General features: G+C 34.9%; 14 protein-coding genes. 12 read left to right on the forward strand and 2 right to left on the reverse strand.

What is annotated here, in order from left to right:
- The first annotated feature begins 264 nt into the window (after positions 1-264).
- A complete protein-coding gene (locus FTRAC_RS01040) occupies positions 265-783 on the forward strand; it encodes a hypothetical protein (protein WP_013452364.1) in 519 nt (172 codons plus the stop codon).
- Here FTRAC_RS01040 and hrpB read toward each other — a convergent pair.
- Both hrpB and FTRAC_RS01050 read right to left on the reverse strand, forming a co-directional pair.
- Complete coding sequence (gene hrpB / locus FTRAC_RS01045) at positions 777-2,915, reverse strand: ATP-dependent helicase HrpB (protein WP_013452365.1); 2,139 nt, start codon at positions 2,913-2,915, stop codon at positions 777-779. The genes FTRAC_RS01040 and hrpB overlap by 7 nt on opposite strands.
- 113 nt (positions 2,916-3,028) lie before the next feature.
- On the reverse strand, positions 3,029-3,751 hold the full coding sequence (locus FTRAC_RS01050; RefSeq protein ID WP_013452366.1) for a tetratricopeptide repeat protein: 723 nt from the start codon (positions 3,749-3,751) through the stop codon (positions 3,029-3,031).
- A 151-nt stretch (positions 3,752-3,902) separates the two neighbouring features.
- Here FTRAC_RS01050 and FTRAC_RS01055 point away from each other — a divergent pair, with 151 nt between their 5' ends.
- The 11 genes from FTRAC_RS01055 (at position 3,903) to FTRAC_RS01105 (ending at position 16,294) form a co-directional block, all read left to right on the forward strand.
- On the forward strand, positions 3,903-4,295 hold the full coding sequence (locus tag FTRAC_RS01055; RefSeq protein ID WP_013452367.1) for a hypothetical protein: 393 nt from the start codon (positions 3,903-3,905) through the stop codon (positions 4,293-4,295).
- Positions 4,296-4,355: 60 nt separating this feature from the next.
- Positions 4,356-6,845 carry a PIG-L family deacetylase gene (locus FTRAC_RS01060; RefSeq protein ID WP_013452368.1) on the forward strand — a complete coding sequence of 830 codons (2,490 nt, stop codon included), beginning with the start codon at positions 4,356-4,358 and terminating at the stop codon, positions 6,843-6,845.
- Between the two features lie 154 nt (positions 6,846-6,999).
- Entirely contained in the window at positions 7,000-7,449 is a 450-nt protein-coding gene (locus FTRAC_RS01065) for a MarR family winged helix-turn-helix transcriptional regulator (RefSeq protein ID WP_013452370.1), read from the forward strand.
- 41 nt (positions 7,450-7,490) lie between these two features.
- Positions 7,491-7,850: a DoxX family protein gene (locus FTRAC_RS01070; protein WP_013452371.1), complete on the forward strand. Its 360-nt coding sequence runs from the start codon at positions 7,491-7,493 to the stop codon at positions 7,848-7,850.
- Between the two features lie 9 nt (positions 7,851-7,859).
- Positions 7,860-8,861 carry an alpha/beta hydrolase gene (locus FTRAC_RS01075; RefSeq protein WP_013452372.1) on the forward strand — a complete coding sequence of 334 codons (1,002 nt, stop codon included), beginning with the start codon at positions 7,860-7,862 and terminating at the stop codon, positions 8,859-8,861.
- Positions 8,862-8,935: 74 nt separating this feature from the next.
- Complete coding sequence (locus FTRAC_RS01080) at positions 8,936-10,240, forward strand: LVIVD repeat-containing protein (RefSeq protein ID WP_013452373.1); 1,305 nt, start codon at positions 8,936-8,938, stop codon at positions 10,238-10,240.
- A complete protein-coding gene (locus FTRAC_RS01085; protein WP_013452374.1) occupies positions 10,227-10,826 on the forward strand; it encodes a hypothetical protein in 600 nt (199 codons plus the stop codon). Before FTRAC_RS01080 ends, FTRAC_RS01085 begins: the two co-directional genes overlap by 14 nt.
- A gap of 219 nt (positions 10,827-11,045) precedes the next feature.
- On the forward strand, positions 11,046-12,695 hold the full coding sequence (locus tag FTRAC_RS01090; RefSeq protein ID WP_013452375.1) for an LptF/LptG family permease: 1,650 nt from the start codon (positions 11,046-11,048) through the stop codon (positions 12,693-12,695).
- A gap of 68 nt (positions 12,696-12,763) precedes the next feature.
- Complete coding sequence (rpsO, locus tag FTRAC_RS01095) at positions 12,764-13,039, forward strand: 30S ribosomal protein S15 (protein ID WP_013452376.1); 276 nt, start codon at positions 12,764-12,766, stop codon at positions 13,037-13,039.
- 146 nt (positions 13,040-13,185) lie between these two features.
- Complete coding sequence (pnp, locus tag FTRAC_RS01100) at positions 13,186-15,327, forward strand: polyribonucleotide nucleotidyltransferase (protein ID WP_013452377.1); 2,142 nt, start codon at positions 13,186-13,188, stop codon at positions 15,325-15,327.
- A gap of 103 nt (positions 15,328-15,430) precedes the next feature.
- On the forward strand, positions 15,431-16,294 hold the full coding sequence (locus tag FTRAC_RS01105) for a sigma-70 family RNA polymerase sigma factor (RefSeq protein ID WP_013452378.1): 864 nt from the start codon (positions 15,431-15,433) through the stop codon (positions 16,292-16,294).
- Positions 16,295-16,374: the final 80 nt, after the last annotated feature.

The raw sequence follows: 16,374 nt of genomic DNA on the forward strand, positions 1-16,374 counted from the left end.
TAAGTACAAGGAAAAACACTGATAGAAACCTTTTATTTTAATTTTCTATATATGTTAAACTTACAATTGGAATTAAAACTGCTGAATATAGACCTGTATAATGTATATTAAAAAAATATAGTTTGTTGGTTAAATAATTATATTTTGATCATTAATATTGAAATAGTACCTCTCAGAAAATTAATTGCATAGCTGATTAAAGGTAGCCTTAGAATTATAAATGGTTTTTGCATACGTCTTACGATATTCCATTATATTTGCGGCATGAAAAACATTACCTTTGCTTTACTTCTTTCCCTGCTACTTTCTGCTTGCTTGCCTGATGAGCCTACATTTGAAGATTTCAGAAGGGCAGAGGTTCAGAGGCTTTTATCCAATCAGGAAGTGAAGAGATGGAGGTTGGAGGATAGATTGCTGTTCAATGAGGAAGTGGTCTTTGATTCTTGTGAAGTTTCAAGACAAATCATCTTTAATTTCACTTCTGCTGGCAACGATAAAGATTCTCTTTTCTATATCAACCCGGCCGATACTTGTGGTAATTCTACTGATACATTAAAAGGATTTTGGTATGTGCCCAAAACTATAAAAGCGGAAATCCCAATTGATACAGTAGTTTTTGTTTGGAAAGGTACTGATACAGCTTTTTTTCAACTGAGAGATTTAAATCCCAAAGACTTTAGTATCAGTACTTATTTTAAGCAAGACAGTCTTAGTGAAAGCTTCACTCATTTCCCGCTTCCTCCCGTTGAGGAAGAAGAGGAAGAAGAAAATGATGATCAATAGTGGCTTCTATTTATTAGATTTTTAAGTACATCTGAAAATGATAATTCGTGAATGCATTTAACTATATTTTCTTCATTTTCTATCCCTTCAGGCAACCATTTTTCGGCTGTAATTCCTAAATAGGCTAAATCCATATCAGCATATTCGGTTTCAAGATTCGTCTCTTTTATTTCCTCTAAGAAATTTAAAAAGTCAGCTATAGGATTTAAAATCTCGTCATAATGAAGCTGGATAGCTCTTATTATTGCTTTTCTTTTCTCCGCTGAATCGGGTTCTTCGTCCAATTCTTCACTTTTTAACCTAATGTTACCAATGCTTAGATCCTGGCTGACGATAAATTCATCTTCATCAAAATCCCATCGCACATTTCTACGATTTTTAAGCAAAGGCATCAAATCTTTCGGATTAAGTGGTGCTGCTAAAAATATTTTTCCCATTCCGGCTCTAGCATCCATATTGGCCACGGTCAACCAGCTTTCATCTGCCAACTCATCTTTATGACCGATTGCTGCTATGCTTCCATTCGATAATTGAAACTGCGCATTATTACCTCTTTTGGCTGATGCAATTCTATCAGGATAAGCCATAGCCAATAAAAAGCCAATGGAATAAGGATCAACTTCTTTATTGTCCTCGTCAATTTTGAACAATACTCTGTAAGCTTGAGCTATTTTCTCAATTTTTTTAAAATTTCTACCCAGTCTTTTTTCTCCTCTTAGAATTCTCAACAATTGAATTCTCTCACTTATGTCTGCTCCAGCTTTCTTATATAAAGGATCTTTTTCTTCTAACAATGATGCTAGGTCAATGGCTAGGGATAGATTTTCTGTTGACTTCACCAACATATGAGCAAGTCTTGGATGGCAAGGTAATTGATGCATTTGCTTACCTGTTTCAGTAATGCTTTTATTATCATCTAATGCTTCTAACTGAATCAACAGATTTTCAGCATAAATAAGTTTATCTAGTGGAGGAGGTGTGAGCCAAAAGAGCCGTTTACTTTCATGAATATTTCTGGCTGCTAAGTCCAATTTGAGGCTTGCTAAATCTGCATGAAGAATTTCTGCTAAACGATGGCTTGATTTATTATTTTGCTCAATTTCAGTCCACATCCTGTAGCATTTTCCTGGTGCTAATCTCCCAGCTCTACCTGCTCTTTGTGTTGCTTCGTCTTGTGAAATTGCTTGTGTTTTTAAGCTGTTTAATGCAGTGTTAGGATCAAAAATGGAGTTTTTCTTTAGCCCGGTATCAATAACCACTTTGATTCCTTCAATTGTTAAACTGGTTTCTGCAATGGAAGTAGCTAATACAATTTTGCGTTTTCCTTGTGGGTGAGGTTGAATGGCCGCCCATTGTTTGTGCCATGCCAGTTGGCCAAAAAGCGGATAAATCTCTGCTTTAACTTTTGATTTTCTTAGCAAATCCTGAACTGCCAAGATTTCACCTTGTCCAGGAAGGAACACTAAAATATCACCTTTATCATCTTTTAGCGCTTTTTTTACTTGCTCAGCAGTCAATTCAGCAATTAACCTTTGGTCTAAGTTCCCTGCATATTCGATATCAACTGGGTATTGCCTCCCTTTGCTGGCGATCACTTTTGCCTTTAATTCTGTTGCTAAAAGTTGCTGATTTAGTGTAGCTGACATAATCAATAGCTTTAAATCAGGTCTTGAATTTTGCTGAGTGTAGCGAGCTAATGCCAAAGCCACATCAGCGTGAATACTGCGCTCATGAAATTCATCAAAAATAACTATAGCAACTTCCTTTAATTCGGGATCACTATCCATCATTTTATTAAGAATACCTTCTGTGACCACTTCTATTTGCGTGTTTTCTGATATTCTTGTTTCGAACCTGATTCTGTAGCCAATTGTATTTCCCACTTCTTCGCCAATCAACTGGGACATCCTTTGGGCTATCGATTTAGCAGCCAATCGTCTTGGTTCTAACATGATGATTTTTTGCCGTTTGCTATTAAAAAGCTCTAAAAGTGCGAGCGGGATAATAGTACTTTTCCCGGCTCCGGCCTCAGCATTAAGGATAAGGTTTTGCTCTTCCTTGATTTTTTGAAGTACTTCAGGAAGAATGTCGACTATTGGCAAATTAATTTGAGATAAATCTATTTTAGGCATGTTGCAAGCTTAATTGACAAAAGATTGGATTCTATAAACGTAATAATTTGCTAAAATTTATGTGAGATTAACACTGAAGGTATTTAATGTTTGCTAAAAATGCATAAATAATGTTAGGCTCTAAAAATCTTCGATTTCACAAAATCCCAAAATTCTTTTCGCTCTTCTGCTGATGTTAATAATGATTTTAGTGTACTGCCAAAGCTAGCGTCCTTATTTGGTTGATGGCTAGGTTTAATATTTGGTAAGGGCGCAGGCTCTTGTTTGGGTTGAGGAGCAACATCTGATTTTGTCTCAGTAGATTTTTTCATTCCAAAATTCTTCGGGTCTAGCTTTTCTGCATCTTTGTAATGCTGCTCCGCTTTTTTATGATTACCCATTTTACCCAAAACTAACCCTAAATTATTATGGGAAATGGCATCTTCTGGATCTAATTCCAGTGCTTTTTGGTAATCTTGTTTAGCCCCTTCAAGATCATTCATGTGATCTTTTATAAAAGCTCTACTGGCATATCTAAAGGGATTTTTTGGTTCCATTTCTACAGCTTTATTGAAATCAGCCATGGCATTTTCTTGCTGTTTTGCCATGTAATAAACCAGTCCTCTTTCTGCAAATAGCTCTGCACTCTCAGGTTTTAATTTTATTGCTTTACTCATATCCGATTGCGCAGCCTGATAGTCTTTAATTTTAAAATAAGCTTTTCCACGTTGATAGAAAGCTACCGGATTTTGATTGTTTTGTGTGATATATTGAGAATATAGATGAATTCCTTGTTTAAAATCGCCCTTTTGGCAATAAGAGGAAGCGGTTTCTAATAGTATATTGAGTTCTTGCATTATTTTTACCTTTTCTTAAGATGTGACAAAATTACTAACTATTTCTCGGCATCTCTGTTACATTTTTCAAAAAGACTAGCGCTTTTAGTTTTTGGTTTAGGCTTTGACATTTAAAACTTATATTTTTGAAATTTAATAAACCCAATATAAAATGATTCAAGCATGGATGCGAGGTGTGTTATTAATTGCCTCAGTTTATAATGTTGCATGGTCGGTTTTTCTTTTCTGGAGTCCCGATAGTTATATTAAATGGATGACTGAAGGTGCTCAATCTGAAAATGGGTGGGTGTTTTATCAGGCAGTCGGGATATTGCTTGTAGCCATAATGCTGTTTATGGGCTTTTTAAAGCCGCTGAAATTTAGGTGGCTGATCTTGATTTCCTTCCTCGCTAAATTATTGGGAGGAATAGCAGTCTATTTATTAATTATGGAATCTCAGTTCACTAAGAAGTTTACCTTCCATTTACTTATGAATGATTTGGTATGGCTACTTCCATTACTTTCAATTGTAATGGCGGCATTTAAATCAGATAAAAGCCGTTAAACTATTTGTGTTTGTTTTGCCCATACATTTTTATTAAATCGAGCTAAAATTTTATCAAAAATGAAATATAACTTAACTATTTTTCTATTTTTTACTTTTGTTTCTTTTTCAATTGCTCAGGTAAAAGAGCCTGTTCCGGCTTCAGAAATTTTACACCAAATGGAAAAGTTGCAGAATACTACTAGAGTTTTATATGTGGCTGCGCATCCTGATGATGAAAATACTCGGTTTATAGCTTATGTTGAAAATGGAAAAAAGTTTGAGGCTGCTTATTTATCGCTCACACGAGGGGACGGTGGTCAAAATGTTATTGGACCTGAATTGCGAGAAGGATTAGGTTTAATAAGGACACAAGAGTTGCTTGCAGCGAGAGAAATAGATGGTGGACAACAATTTTTTACAAGGGCCAATGATTTTGGATACTCCAAAAACCCTAGTGAAACTTTTAATAAATGGGGAAAAGAAGAAGTGCTTTCAGATGCGATTTGGACGATTCGAAATTTTCAACCGGACATAATTGTAACAAGGTTTAATAAAACACCAGGTATAACTCACGGGCATCATACAGCTTCGGCTATTTTAGCGCATGAGGCTTTTAAGATGGCCGGTGATAAAACTGCTTTTCCAGAGCAATTAGAATTTACTAATATTTGGCAGCCGAAGAAAATTTATTGGAATACATCTTCATGGTTTTTTCGAAGGAATGAAGATTTTGATAAGTCACAATATGTAACCGAAAATGCTGGTGGCTATTCACCTCTTTTAGGGATTTCTTATACTGAAATGGCCGCGTTGAGCAGAAGCAGGCATAAATCACAAGCATTTGGTACCGCTGGTAGCAGAGGGGATGAGATTGAATATTTTGAATTTTGGGATGGTCCAGAAAATGCAAAAGAAATCTTTAATGGTGTAGATCACTCTTGGTCTAAGTTTAAAAATGGTAAAACCATTCAAAAGGCAATTGATAAGCTAGTAGATGATTTTGAACCTAAAAAACCCGAGGCTTCTATAGATCAGCTTTTTGTGATTAAGCAGTTAATCGAAAAACTTGATGACTCTGCGGTTAAGAATGATAAATTAAAGGCGATTGAAGATTTAATACTGAACTGCGCAGGTTTCTATCATTTGTTCTACCACGATCATCCATACATATCTCCTGGCGATCAAATTAATTTAAATATGGAGTTAGTCAATCGTTCCGATGCTGATCTAAAGGTGATAGGTGCTAGCATAAATGCTATAGGAGAAGATTTAGATATTGCAGGTGAATTGAGCAATAACGATGTGAAATTACAGAGTTTTGCCATCAAGATTCCAGAAGATTTCCCTTACTCTAATCCATATTGGTTAGATGATCCTTCTGCTAATGGACTTTATAAGGTAGAAAATCAGAAATTAATAGGAAAAGCAGAAAATGACCCAGCTATTATTGCAGAAATTAATTTGAGCATTAATGGAAATAAGTTTTCATTTAGCAGTCCATTGAAATATAAGTCTTCTGATAGGATTAGCGGTGAGATTATTCAACCATTATATGTTATTCCCCCACTTTCTATAGAATTTGGTGAAGAAGTTTCAATTTTCACTAATACTGGACAAGAAAAGGAGATTTCTATCAAAGTGAAAGCACTTAAAGATAACATCTCAGGATTGTTGGAATTGGATTTACCAGCAGGCTGGAAAGCAGAAACGGATCAACTAGATTTGTCCTTTGAGAATTTAGTAAGAAATTCAACGAAGGAATTTAAAATTAACCTGACCTCAGGTGGGGAAGAGGGTAAATACGATTTAAGAGCCTTTGCACGAATAGATGAGAAATCTGTTGGTAAGAGTGTTCAAGAAATACAATATGATCATATCCCAAATCAAATTATAATTCGCAATGCCAGTCAAAAATTAGTTCTAGCTGACGTAAAAACTAAGGGTAAAAAAATTGCTTATATAGAAGGAGCAGGCGATGCTGTTGATGAAGCTCTAGTAGCAATGGGGTATCAAGTTGATTTTATAAATATAGAAAGTATTAGTATTGAAGAATTGAAACAGTATGATGCGGTTGTTGCTGGTATTAGAGCTTATAATGTTAATAGTGCCCTTCAAGTACATTATGGTAAAATGAATGATTATATGAATTCAGGGGGAGTTTATATGGTTCAATATAATACCACCTATAGTTTACCAGATACGGACTTTTGGCCGTACCCACTAGATTTATCAAGAGATAGAATAACTGTAGAGCAGGCAAGTATGGAATTTATAAATCCAGATCATTCAGCTTTAAATTATCCCAATAAGATTACTGCAGAAGATTTTGAGGGTTGGGTTCAAGAAAGGGGACTTTACTTTCCTGATAAATGGGATAAAAACTATGTACCTATTTTAGCAGGGAACGATCCTGATGAAACCACTAAAAAAGGGGCTTTATTAATTGCCGATTATGGAAAAGGAAAATTTGTCTATACTGGCTTAAGTTTTTTTAGAGAGCTGCCAGCCGGTGTTCCTGGAGCCTACCGCCTGTTGGCAAATTTATTAGCGCGAAATTCCAATCAGTAAATTGTAATCCGACCCTTTATCAAAAAATTCAGATAGTTGGTCGATTAAATGTTTAAACACGGAAACAAAAAGCATACTTTCGTGTTTAATGTTATAACAATACTTATGAAAGTAATGTTTATCTAACATATTTTGATCTTAAAAGAATAATAAAATGAAATTAGAAGAAGAAATTAAGCAGTCGAAGTTTGAAACCGAGAGGCAAAAGGCGATTTTAAATGTTATTTATACTGCTAATTGGATTGGGTCGGTGCAGCATAAAATTTTTAAAAGGCATAAGTTAACTTCCCCCCAATATAATGTATTGAGAATCTTAAGAGGTCAATTTCCTGATCCCTTAACCGTTTCCTCGATTCAGGAGCGGATGTTGGATAAAATGTCAAATGCTTCCCGCTTAGTTGATAAATTAGTAGAAAAAGGCTGGGCTGAACGTTCAACCTGCATGTATGATAGAAGGCAAGTTGATGTAGTAATCACTACAGCAGGTCAGAAACTATTAAAAGAAATTGAGCCAGAGCTTCTAAGTTTTCACAATGAAGATGTGGTCTTAACAGAAGAAGATGCTGCTGCAGTTAATAATGCATTAGATAAGATAAGAGGATAATTTTTTTTATATTGGGTTGGTTTTAATCAATTAAAATTAAAATGAACCTTATCGCAAACATCGGAAGATTTCTTTATTCCATTCCTATGGTAATATTCGGGGTATTTCATTTTGTAAATACAAGGACTTTACAAAATGTGGTACCCTCTTTTATTCCAGGACAAACCTTCTGGGTTTATTTAACAGGGGCTGCTTTGATTGCAGCAGGAATTAGTATTTTAATAAAAAAACAAGTTCAATTGATATCAAATCTTCTTGCACTCATGTTGCTGGTTTTTGCACTATTTGTGCATTTTCCTATGGCTTTAGAAGGAGATCAATTAGCCTCTAGTTCTTTGTTAAAGGATATTGCACTAGCTGGAGGAGCATTAATTTTAGGTAATTATTTTAAAAGTAACTAAACTGAGTTCATGAAAATCTTCAAAAAAATATTGATTGGATTGTTAATTAGTATTCTAAGTTTAGTTATTATTTATTTCGTAGGTCCTAAAATAGGAACCCCAGTTTTTTCAAATACATTGCCCGAAATCCCTGCTGATATTCTTACGATTGAGAGCTGGCTAAAAGAAAAAGAAAATAAGCATAAGGATATTAAGCCCAATAATCAAGCCCAGATAATTTGGCATGACACAAAATTTAATACTACTGAATATGTTGTCGTATATCTTCACGGTTTTGGGGCTAGTCAGCAAGAAGGTCATCCAGTTCATAAGCATTTGGCAGATAGTTTAAAAGCTAATATGTTTTTAGCTAGACAGCAAGGCCACGGTTTATCTTCAAAGGTAGCTTTTAAGGGTATAACTGCTGATTCCTACATGGCATCCGCCACTGAGGCTCTTGCTATTGGCCAGCAGTTAGGTGAAAAAGTTATTGTAATAGGCACTTCTACAGGTGCAGCACAAGCCATTTGGTTGGCAGCTAAATTTCCTAGTTTAATTGATGCCTTGATTTTGTACTCACCATATATTGCTTTGAAAGATCCTTCCATTGAGAAACTAGTGTTAGGCCCATGGGGAGAGTCTTTAACCAATATTGTGATGGGTGGGGATATAAACCATGAAAATAGACCTGATTCAATTGCTGCCTACTGGTCTGAATATTATCACTTGGATGCATATTTCTCACTATTTAGCATGATAAAAGAAAGTATGAAACCAGCTGTTTTTAAGGAAGTAAAGTGTCCGGTATTTATGGCGTATTACTATAAGGATGAAGATAATCAAGATGAAGTAGTTTCTGTTTCAGCTATGAATACTATGTTTGAGCAATTGGGAACGGAAAATAAAAAATCAATAGCATTTCCAAATACTGGCAACCATGTTATTGCTTCGAGTTTACGTTCAAAAGACTGGATAGGGGTACGGGACAGTAGCTGGGCCTTTATGAAGGAGGAAGTTATTGAGTCAAAGTGATTTTTGCTGAGTATTACAACTGTTGACTTCAAAGTGGTGTCTATTAACTGACTATATTTTAAGATGTTAAGGACATGAAAAAGACTATCAAGCTTCCGTTATTTTATTTTATGCTTTTTTCGAGCATCACATTTTTGAGCAGTTGTGAGGATCAATGCGAAAAAGAAAGTGTTTATTATCTATACCAGCCTATATTTGAGACAGTAGAAGTAATTAGAGAATCAGTTGAGGTTAATGAACCAAGACCGATCAATAATTTAGGTAAAATCTATTTTAAAGACGGATATCTATACCTAAATGAAATAGAGAAGGGGATTCATGTAATAGACAATCGAGATCCTTCCAATCCACAGAAAATAGCATTCATCAATATACCTGGAAATTTTAGTTTAGCTGCAAAAGATCATGTTCTTTATGCTAATAGTTATATGGATTTATTGAGCTTTGATATTAGTAATCCGAACAATATCCGTGAAATTGATCGATTGGAAGAGGTATTCATGAATTACAACTATTATGCATCTTCTTTTTACCAAAATGAAAGACAGGTTGTGGTAGATTGGAAGTTTGTTGAGGAGAGGACTATTACAGAGGTAGATTGCAGTAATGCCTATGGATATGATGGAAGGGTGATAGATGGCTTGTATGCATTTTCAGATGTATCTGCAGCGAGAGTTTCAGGAAATGCAGCTAGTTCGGGTGCTGGAACTGGTGGCTCAATGGCCACATTCACTATTTATGATAATTACTTATATGGAATAGATAATGACAATGTAATTCTTGCCAATATTTCTAATGTTGAAATGCCCGCACTGCATAGTAAAATAAGAGTTGGGTGGGGAATAGAAACTCTTTTTCCTTATGGGGATAAGTTATTTATAGGAGCTAATGATGGCATGTACATTTATGATAATGCTGAACCTTCCAATCCTGAATTGATAAGTAAATATCAACATATCAACAGTTGTGATCCCGTTGTTGTACAAGGTAATTATGCTTTTGTTACTTTAAGATCTGGTACTCAATGCCAAGGTTTTTCTAATCAGCTAGAAGTGGTTGATATTTCTAATTTACAATCCCCAACACTTGTGAAAGAGTACCCAATGTACAATCCACACGGTTTAGGAATTGATGGTAATACTTTGTTCATTTGCGATGGACAAGCCGGATTAAAAATATACGATGCGGAGAACGTGAATCAAATATCAAATAATCTTATCAAACAATACCGTAATATCAATCCTATTGATGTTATTCCGTTGGGGAACGTGTTAATGATGATTAGTGAGCAAGGGCTACATCAGTATGATTATTCAAATTTAGAGGAAATTAAGTTGATTAGCAGTATTTTGATCGAAGAGCCTGATGCAGAGAACTAAAGTTCTATTTATATTTATTTCAATACTTACCATTTTAGTGTGCTTTGATAGTTATGCTCAATTTGATAAGGCAGACTCCTTAACGGATATCAGCCGCGGCATGTCACTTCATAAGCGAATTTCTGTTAGTGTTTCAGCAGGAAAAAGAACAAATGATCTTTCTTTAAAACCGGGTTTACAATTCTTGACATATGCCAATTGGAAAAAGATTGACTTCGGTGTAGGGGTAAATTATGAAGATGAAGACTTCTTTAATCTAATTCCGGCTTATGTTCATATAGCGTATAATCCAATTCCTGATGAAAATCATGCCAAAATATTTATTCAATCTGGTTTAGCATTTAATGTACCAGCCTCGATTGAATATGATTATGGAAAACCTGGATTTATGTGTAGTGGGGGTATTGAGCAAGAATTTGTTTTGTTTAAAAAATTGTCCTCTGTTTTTCAAATAAGCTACAGATTTCAACAGACCTCAACCGTGAGGGAATGGACATCAAGTCAAGCTGGTCAAGATTATATCAATTCGGAAGTAATAAAGCATTCCATGCACAGGATACTGGTGGTTTATGGTATTAATTTTTAAGGAATATATTTTTGCATCAGCATAGTTCATGTATTCCCTAGAGGTTATCACAATCTTTTTTAATATTTTAAGTAATTGATAATCAGTGTTCGATGTCAATTTTGATTATGATTTAATTTTACAATCCATATAATTTAATTCTTTAGCATAATTCTTGTTTATTTGCAGTTTAGATAGCAAGAAAAATAAATTTTAGCATTTCAATTCAGTTTCATTTGAATGAAAAAAATAGATAAATTAATATTAAGGTCATTTATTGGTCCTTTTTTGATCACCTTCTTTGTAGTTGTATTTATACTGTTAACCCAGTACATGCTTAAGTACTTTGATGATTTTGTGGGCAAAGACTTGGGTTTTAGTGTGTTTGCCGAATTAATAGCCTATTTCAGTATTAATATGACGCCCATTGCTTTTCCGCTAGCCGTATTGCTGTCATCACTCATGACATTTGGGAATCTTGGGGAGCATTTCGAATTAACCGCTATTAAAAGTGCCGGTATATCTTTAGTAAGGGTGCTCCGCCCACTTTTTGTATTTGTGGTTTGCTTAAGTGCTGTTGTATATTATTCTAATAATTTCATTGTTCCCAAAGCTAATTTAGAAGCTTACAGCCTACTGTATGATATTAAGCAGAAAAAACCATCTATAGATATAAAGGAAGGTGCTTTTTATGGCGGTATACCAGGTTATAGCATAAAAGCAAATAAAAAATATGATGATGATAAATCTTTAGGTGATCTAATCATCTATAATCATTCGGATCGTAAGGGAAACACAGAAATTATCCTAGCAGATTCTGCTTTGATGTATACGATTTTAGGTGATAAATATTTGGTGATGGAGCTTTTTGATGGTAAAAGTTATACTGAAGAAGAAGCAAATAAACCACAGGAGCCTTCAAATTACGTCAGAAATATATTTAAGCATAATAAAGTAGTATTCAGCTTAGCATCCTTTGAGATGGAAAGAACTGACAAGGAACTGTTTTCATCTAACAGGCTAATGAAAAATGAAAATGAATTGCGCAATGATGTTGATTCAATGCGTAATGACATAATCGATTCAAAACAAACAATTTATCGATATACACCTAGGTTTTTCAATCTGCATATGGATGATACTGAAGAGGTAAAACCACCATCAGTGGTTTACTTGGAAAAAATGAAAGCAGATACTGCCAGCATTTCAAAGCTTGATTCCAGTAAAGAAGAAAGTGAAGTTCTTGCTCAGAAAAACGAAGAGGCAGTTAAAGAGAAAAATCTAAAAACTAGTAAGGCAATTAAAACTCCTGATCAATTATCTAAATATGATGATCAGCGTACTTTAAAGAATACTCCTAAAAAATTGGATAGGGAAAGTATTGTCGAGTATGACCAAAATTTAATTGATAGAGCTGACAGCGCTTTTAACAGCATAACTAGGAGAACACCTTCAAATCTAGTAGACAAACCTAGATTTGCTAAAAACAGATTGAAAGGAGAAAATAGAAGAATAGAGAATCGGAAATTTGAAATCAATGTATATTCGATTGAAGCTAATTCGAAATTGTCGCAGGCTGTTGCTTGTATAGTAATGTTTTTGATTGGAGCTCCATTAGGAGCAATTATCAAAAAAGGTGGGTTAGGATTTCCAGTAATTGTTTCGATTCTTTTCTTTATAGTTTCCTATGTTATTAATACCACTGGAATAAAATTAGGAAGGGCAGGAGATATTAGTAATTTCTGGGCAGTTTGGGCTTCTAATTTTGTTTTACTTCCCTTTGGCTTGTTTTTTCTGAGACAAGCTAGAAATGATTCCAGATTATTTGAGACTGATTATTATGCAGTTAAGATAGCTAAAATTTTTAAGTTCTTTAGAAAGGAAAAATAAACAGTTTTTTTGTTCACAAAAATTTATCCGTATATTTGCGCCTTAAAATAATTTAATAAACGCTAACTATGTATTTAGACACAGAAAAGAAAAAAGAGCTGTTCAAAAATCATGGTCGGTCAAAAGCAGAAAATGATACAGGTTCGGCAGAATCTCAAATTGCGCTTTTCACCTTCCGAATCAATCATTTAACGCAGCATCTAAAAGTAAACAAAAAAGATCACTCATCTAGAACTGGTCTTTTGAAACTTGTAGGTAAAAGAAGAAGATTGTTAGATTATCTTCATGATAATGAAATTGACAGATACAGAGCAATTATTGCTGAATTAGGATTAAGAAAGTAAAATACTTTTCATTATAAAAGGGAATCTTCTGGGTTCCCTTTTTCCATTATAATCACCTCATTACAAATACCACATCTTTTATAGGACGTGTATAGCAAATGCGGAAAAATTAACAACAAGACGAGAAAACAGTAAAAAATTTATTTATGGCTATACCAAATGCAATCAAAAAAACTTTCAACCTACCTGATGGAAGAGAAATTAGCATAGAAACAGGAAAATTAGCAAAACAAGCAGACGGATCAGTAGAAGTAAGAATGGGGGATACCATTTTGCTTGCTACAGTTGTTTCTAACAAAGAAGCTAGAGAAGGAGTTGATTTCCTTCCAATGTCGGTAGATTACCAAGAAAAATTTGCTTCATCAGGAAAAATACCTGGTGGATTTTTGAAAAGAGAAGGGAAACTTTCTGATTATGAGGTATTAACTTCCCGATTAGTGGATAGAGCTTTACGTCCTCTATTCCCATCTGATTATCATGCTGAAACGCAAGTGATGATTCAGTTATTTTCATTAGAAGAAAATGATTTACCAGATGCCTTAGCTGCTTTAGCAGCATCTGCAGCACTTACTGCATCGGATATCCCTTTTGCTGGGCCTATTTCTGAAGTTAGAGTGGGACGTGTAAATGGTGAAATGATCATTAACCCAAATTCAAAGCAGCTAGAAGAATCTGATATTGATATGATTGTGGCGGCCACCATCGATAATATCATGATGGTTGAAGGTGAATTAAAAGAAATTTCTGAGCAGGAAATGGTTGAAGCGATTAATTTCGCTCACGAATCAATTAAGTTACAATGCCAAGCGCAGTTAGATTTAGCAAAAGATGCTGGCAAAACTGAAAAGCGTGAGTATAATCACGAAGAAGAACCAGATGCCGAATTGGAAAAAGAAATTTTTGATAAGTACTATCAGCAGTTCTTTGATATTGCAGCTAAAGGATTAGCAGATAAAGCTGAAAGAGCACGTTTATTTTCAGAAATTAAAGATGGCTACATCGATTCTTTGCCAGAAGATACTGAAATTAGCCTATCATTAGCCAAAAGTTATTTAAGTGCTGCTCAGAAAAAAGCAGTTCGAAATGCTACTTTGGAAACGCGTAGCAGACTTGATGGTCGAAAACTTGATGAGATCAGACCAATTTGGAGTGAGATCGATTATTTACCATCAGCACATGGTTCTGCGGTCTTTACAAGAGGGGAAACGCAATCCTTGACTACTGTTACCTTGGGTACTAAACTTGATGAGCAGATGGTAGATGGTGCAGTTCACTCTGGATACAACAAATTTATTTTACATTATAACTTCCCTGCTTTCTCAACTGGAGAAGCAAGACCCAATAGAGGTCCAGGAAGAAGAGAAGTTGGACATGGTAATTTGGCTTTAAGAGCTTTAAAGCAGATTTTACCTACTCCTGATGAATTACCATATACTATCCGTGTAGTATCTGATATCTTAGAGTCAAATGGTTCGTCTTCCATGGCTACCGTTTGTGCAGGTTCATTAGCTTTAATGGATGCTGGTATTCCAATTAAAGCCCCAGTTTCAGGTATTGCAATGGGATTAATCTCAGATCCAGAGACTGGTAAATATGCTATTCTTTCTGATATCTTAGGAGATGAAGATCATATTGGTGATATGGACTTCAAAGTTACGGGTACTGAAAAAGGTATCACAGCTTGTCAAATGGATATTAAAGTTGATGGTCTTTCTTCTGAATTGATGATGGAAGCATTGAATCAAGCTAAGGCTGGTCGTGACCATATCAGAAATGAGATGTCGAAAACCATTGCTGCTCCTAGAGAAGATTATAAACCAAATGCTCCTAGAGTTGTTAATATCGAAATTGATAGAGAAATGATCGGTGCGGTAATCGGCCCTGGTGGTAAAGTAGTTCAGGAGATTCAAAAAACTACTGGTGCTACTGTCGTGATTGAAGAAACTGAAAAAGGCGGTAAAATCAATGTTTTTGCTGTAAATAAAGAATCTTTGGATCAAGCAGTAAAATGGATCAAAGGAATTGTAGCTAAGCCAGAGGTTGGTGAAGTTTATGACGGAATCGTTAAAGCTATACAGCCTTACGGTGCATTTGTTGAAATTATGCCTGGTAAGGATGGTCTATTACATATCTCTGAAATCAAACATGAGAAAATCGATAACTTGGAAGGTATTTTAGAGATAGGAGAAGAGGTTAAAGTGAAGTTGATCGATATTGATAAAAAGACTGGAAAGTTAAGATTATCAAGGAAGGTATTATTGCCTAAACCTGAAAAAGAAGAGAAATAATTTCATTTTTACTGAAATATTCACATTTTTGATGTAGAGAAGGAACTGTTTGGTTCCTTCTCTATGTTAAGAGTTCGTTTAAATTTAAACCTAATAATAATTAATGAGACAGCTCAAGATTAGCAAGCAAATCACCAATCGGGAGAGTCAATCCCTCGATAAATATTTACAAGAAATAGGTAAAGTAGATTTGTTGACTCCGGATGAAGAAGTAGATCTAGCCGTTCGGATCAAACAAGGTGATCAACTTGCACTTGAAAAATTGACTAAAGCCAATTTGCGTTTCGTAGTGTCTGTGGCCAAACAATATCAGAATCAAGGTTTATCCTTAGGAGACTTGATTAATGAAGGAAACTTAGGTTTGATCAAGGCAGCACAAAGATTTGACGAAACAAGGGGTTTTAAATTCATTTCTTATGCAGTATGGTGGATCAGACAGTCCATATTGCAAGCATTGGCGGAACAATCACGTATTGTACGTCTTCCATTGAACAGAGTAGGGTCTTTGAATAAGATATCTAAAACCTTCTCTACATTGGAGCAAAAGTTTGAAAGAGAACCATCTCCGGATGAGTTAGCTGAAGTTTTAGAGGTTACTTCTAATGAAGTGGTAGATACCATGAAAATCTCTGGCCGTCACGTATCAATGGATGCGCCTTTCGTTCAAGGTGAAGAAAATAGTTTATTGGACGTATTGGAAAATGATGGTGAAGAGTCTCCTGACGATGAATTAATGAATGATTCATTAAGAAGAGAGGTACAAAGAGCATTGTCTACTTTAACTCAAAGAGAAGCTGATGTCATCACGCTTTACTTTGGATTAAATGGTGAGCATTCAATGACCCTTGAAGAGATAGGAGAGAAGTTCAATTTAACAAGAGAAAGAGTGCGTCAAATTAAGGAAAAAGCCATCAGAAGGCTTAGACATACTTCCAGAAGTAAAGCATTAAAGCCTTACTTAGGATAAGATTTGCGTAACAAATGATACATAAAAAGGTCTTGAAGAAGACCTTTTTTTATTTAATTAATTAAATTCACATCTGTTTT

It is taken from the genome of Marivirga tractuosa DSM 4126, from assembly GCF_000183425.1.
In the GTDB taxonomy this organism is placed as follows: domain Bacteria; phylum Bacteroidota; class Bacteroidia; order Cytophagales; family Cyclobacteriaceae; genus Marivirga; species Marivirga tractuosa.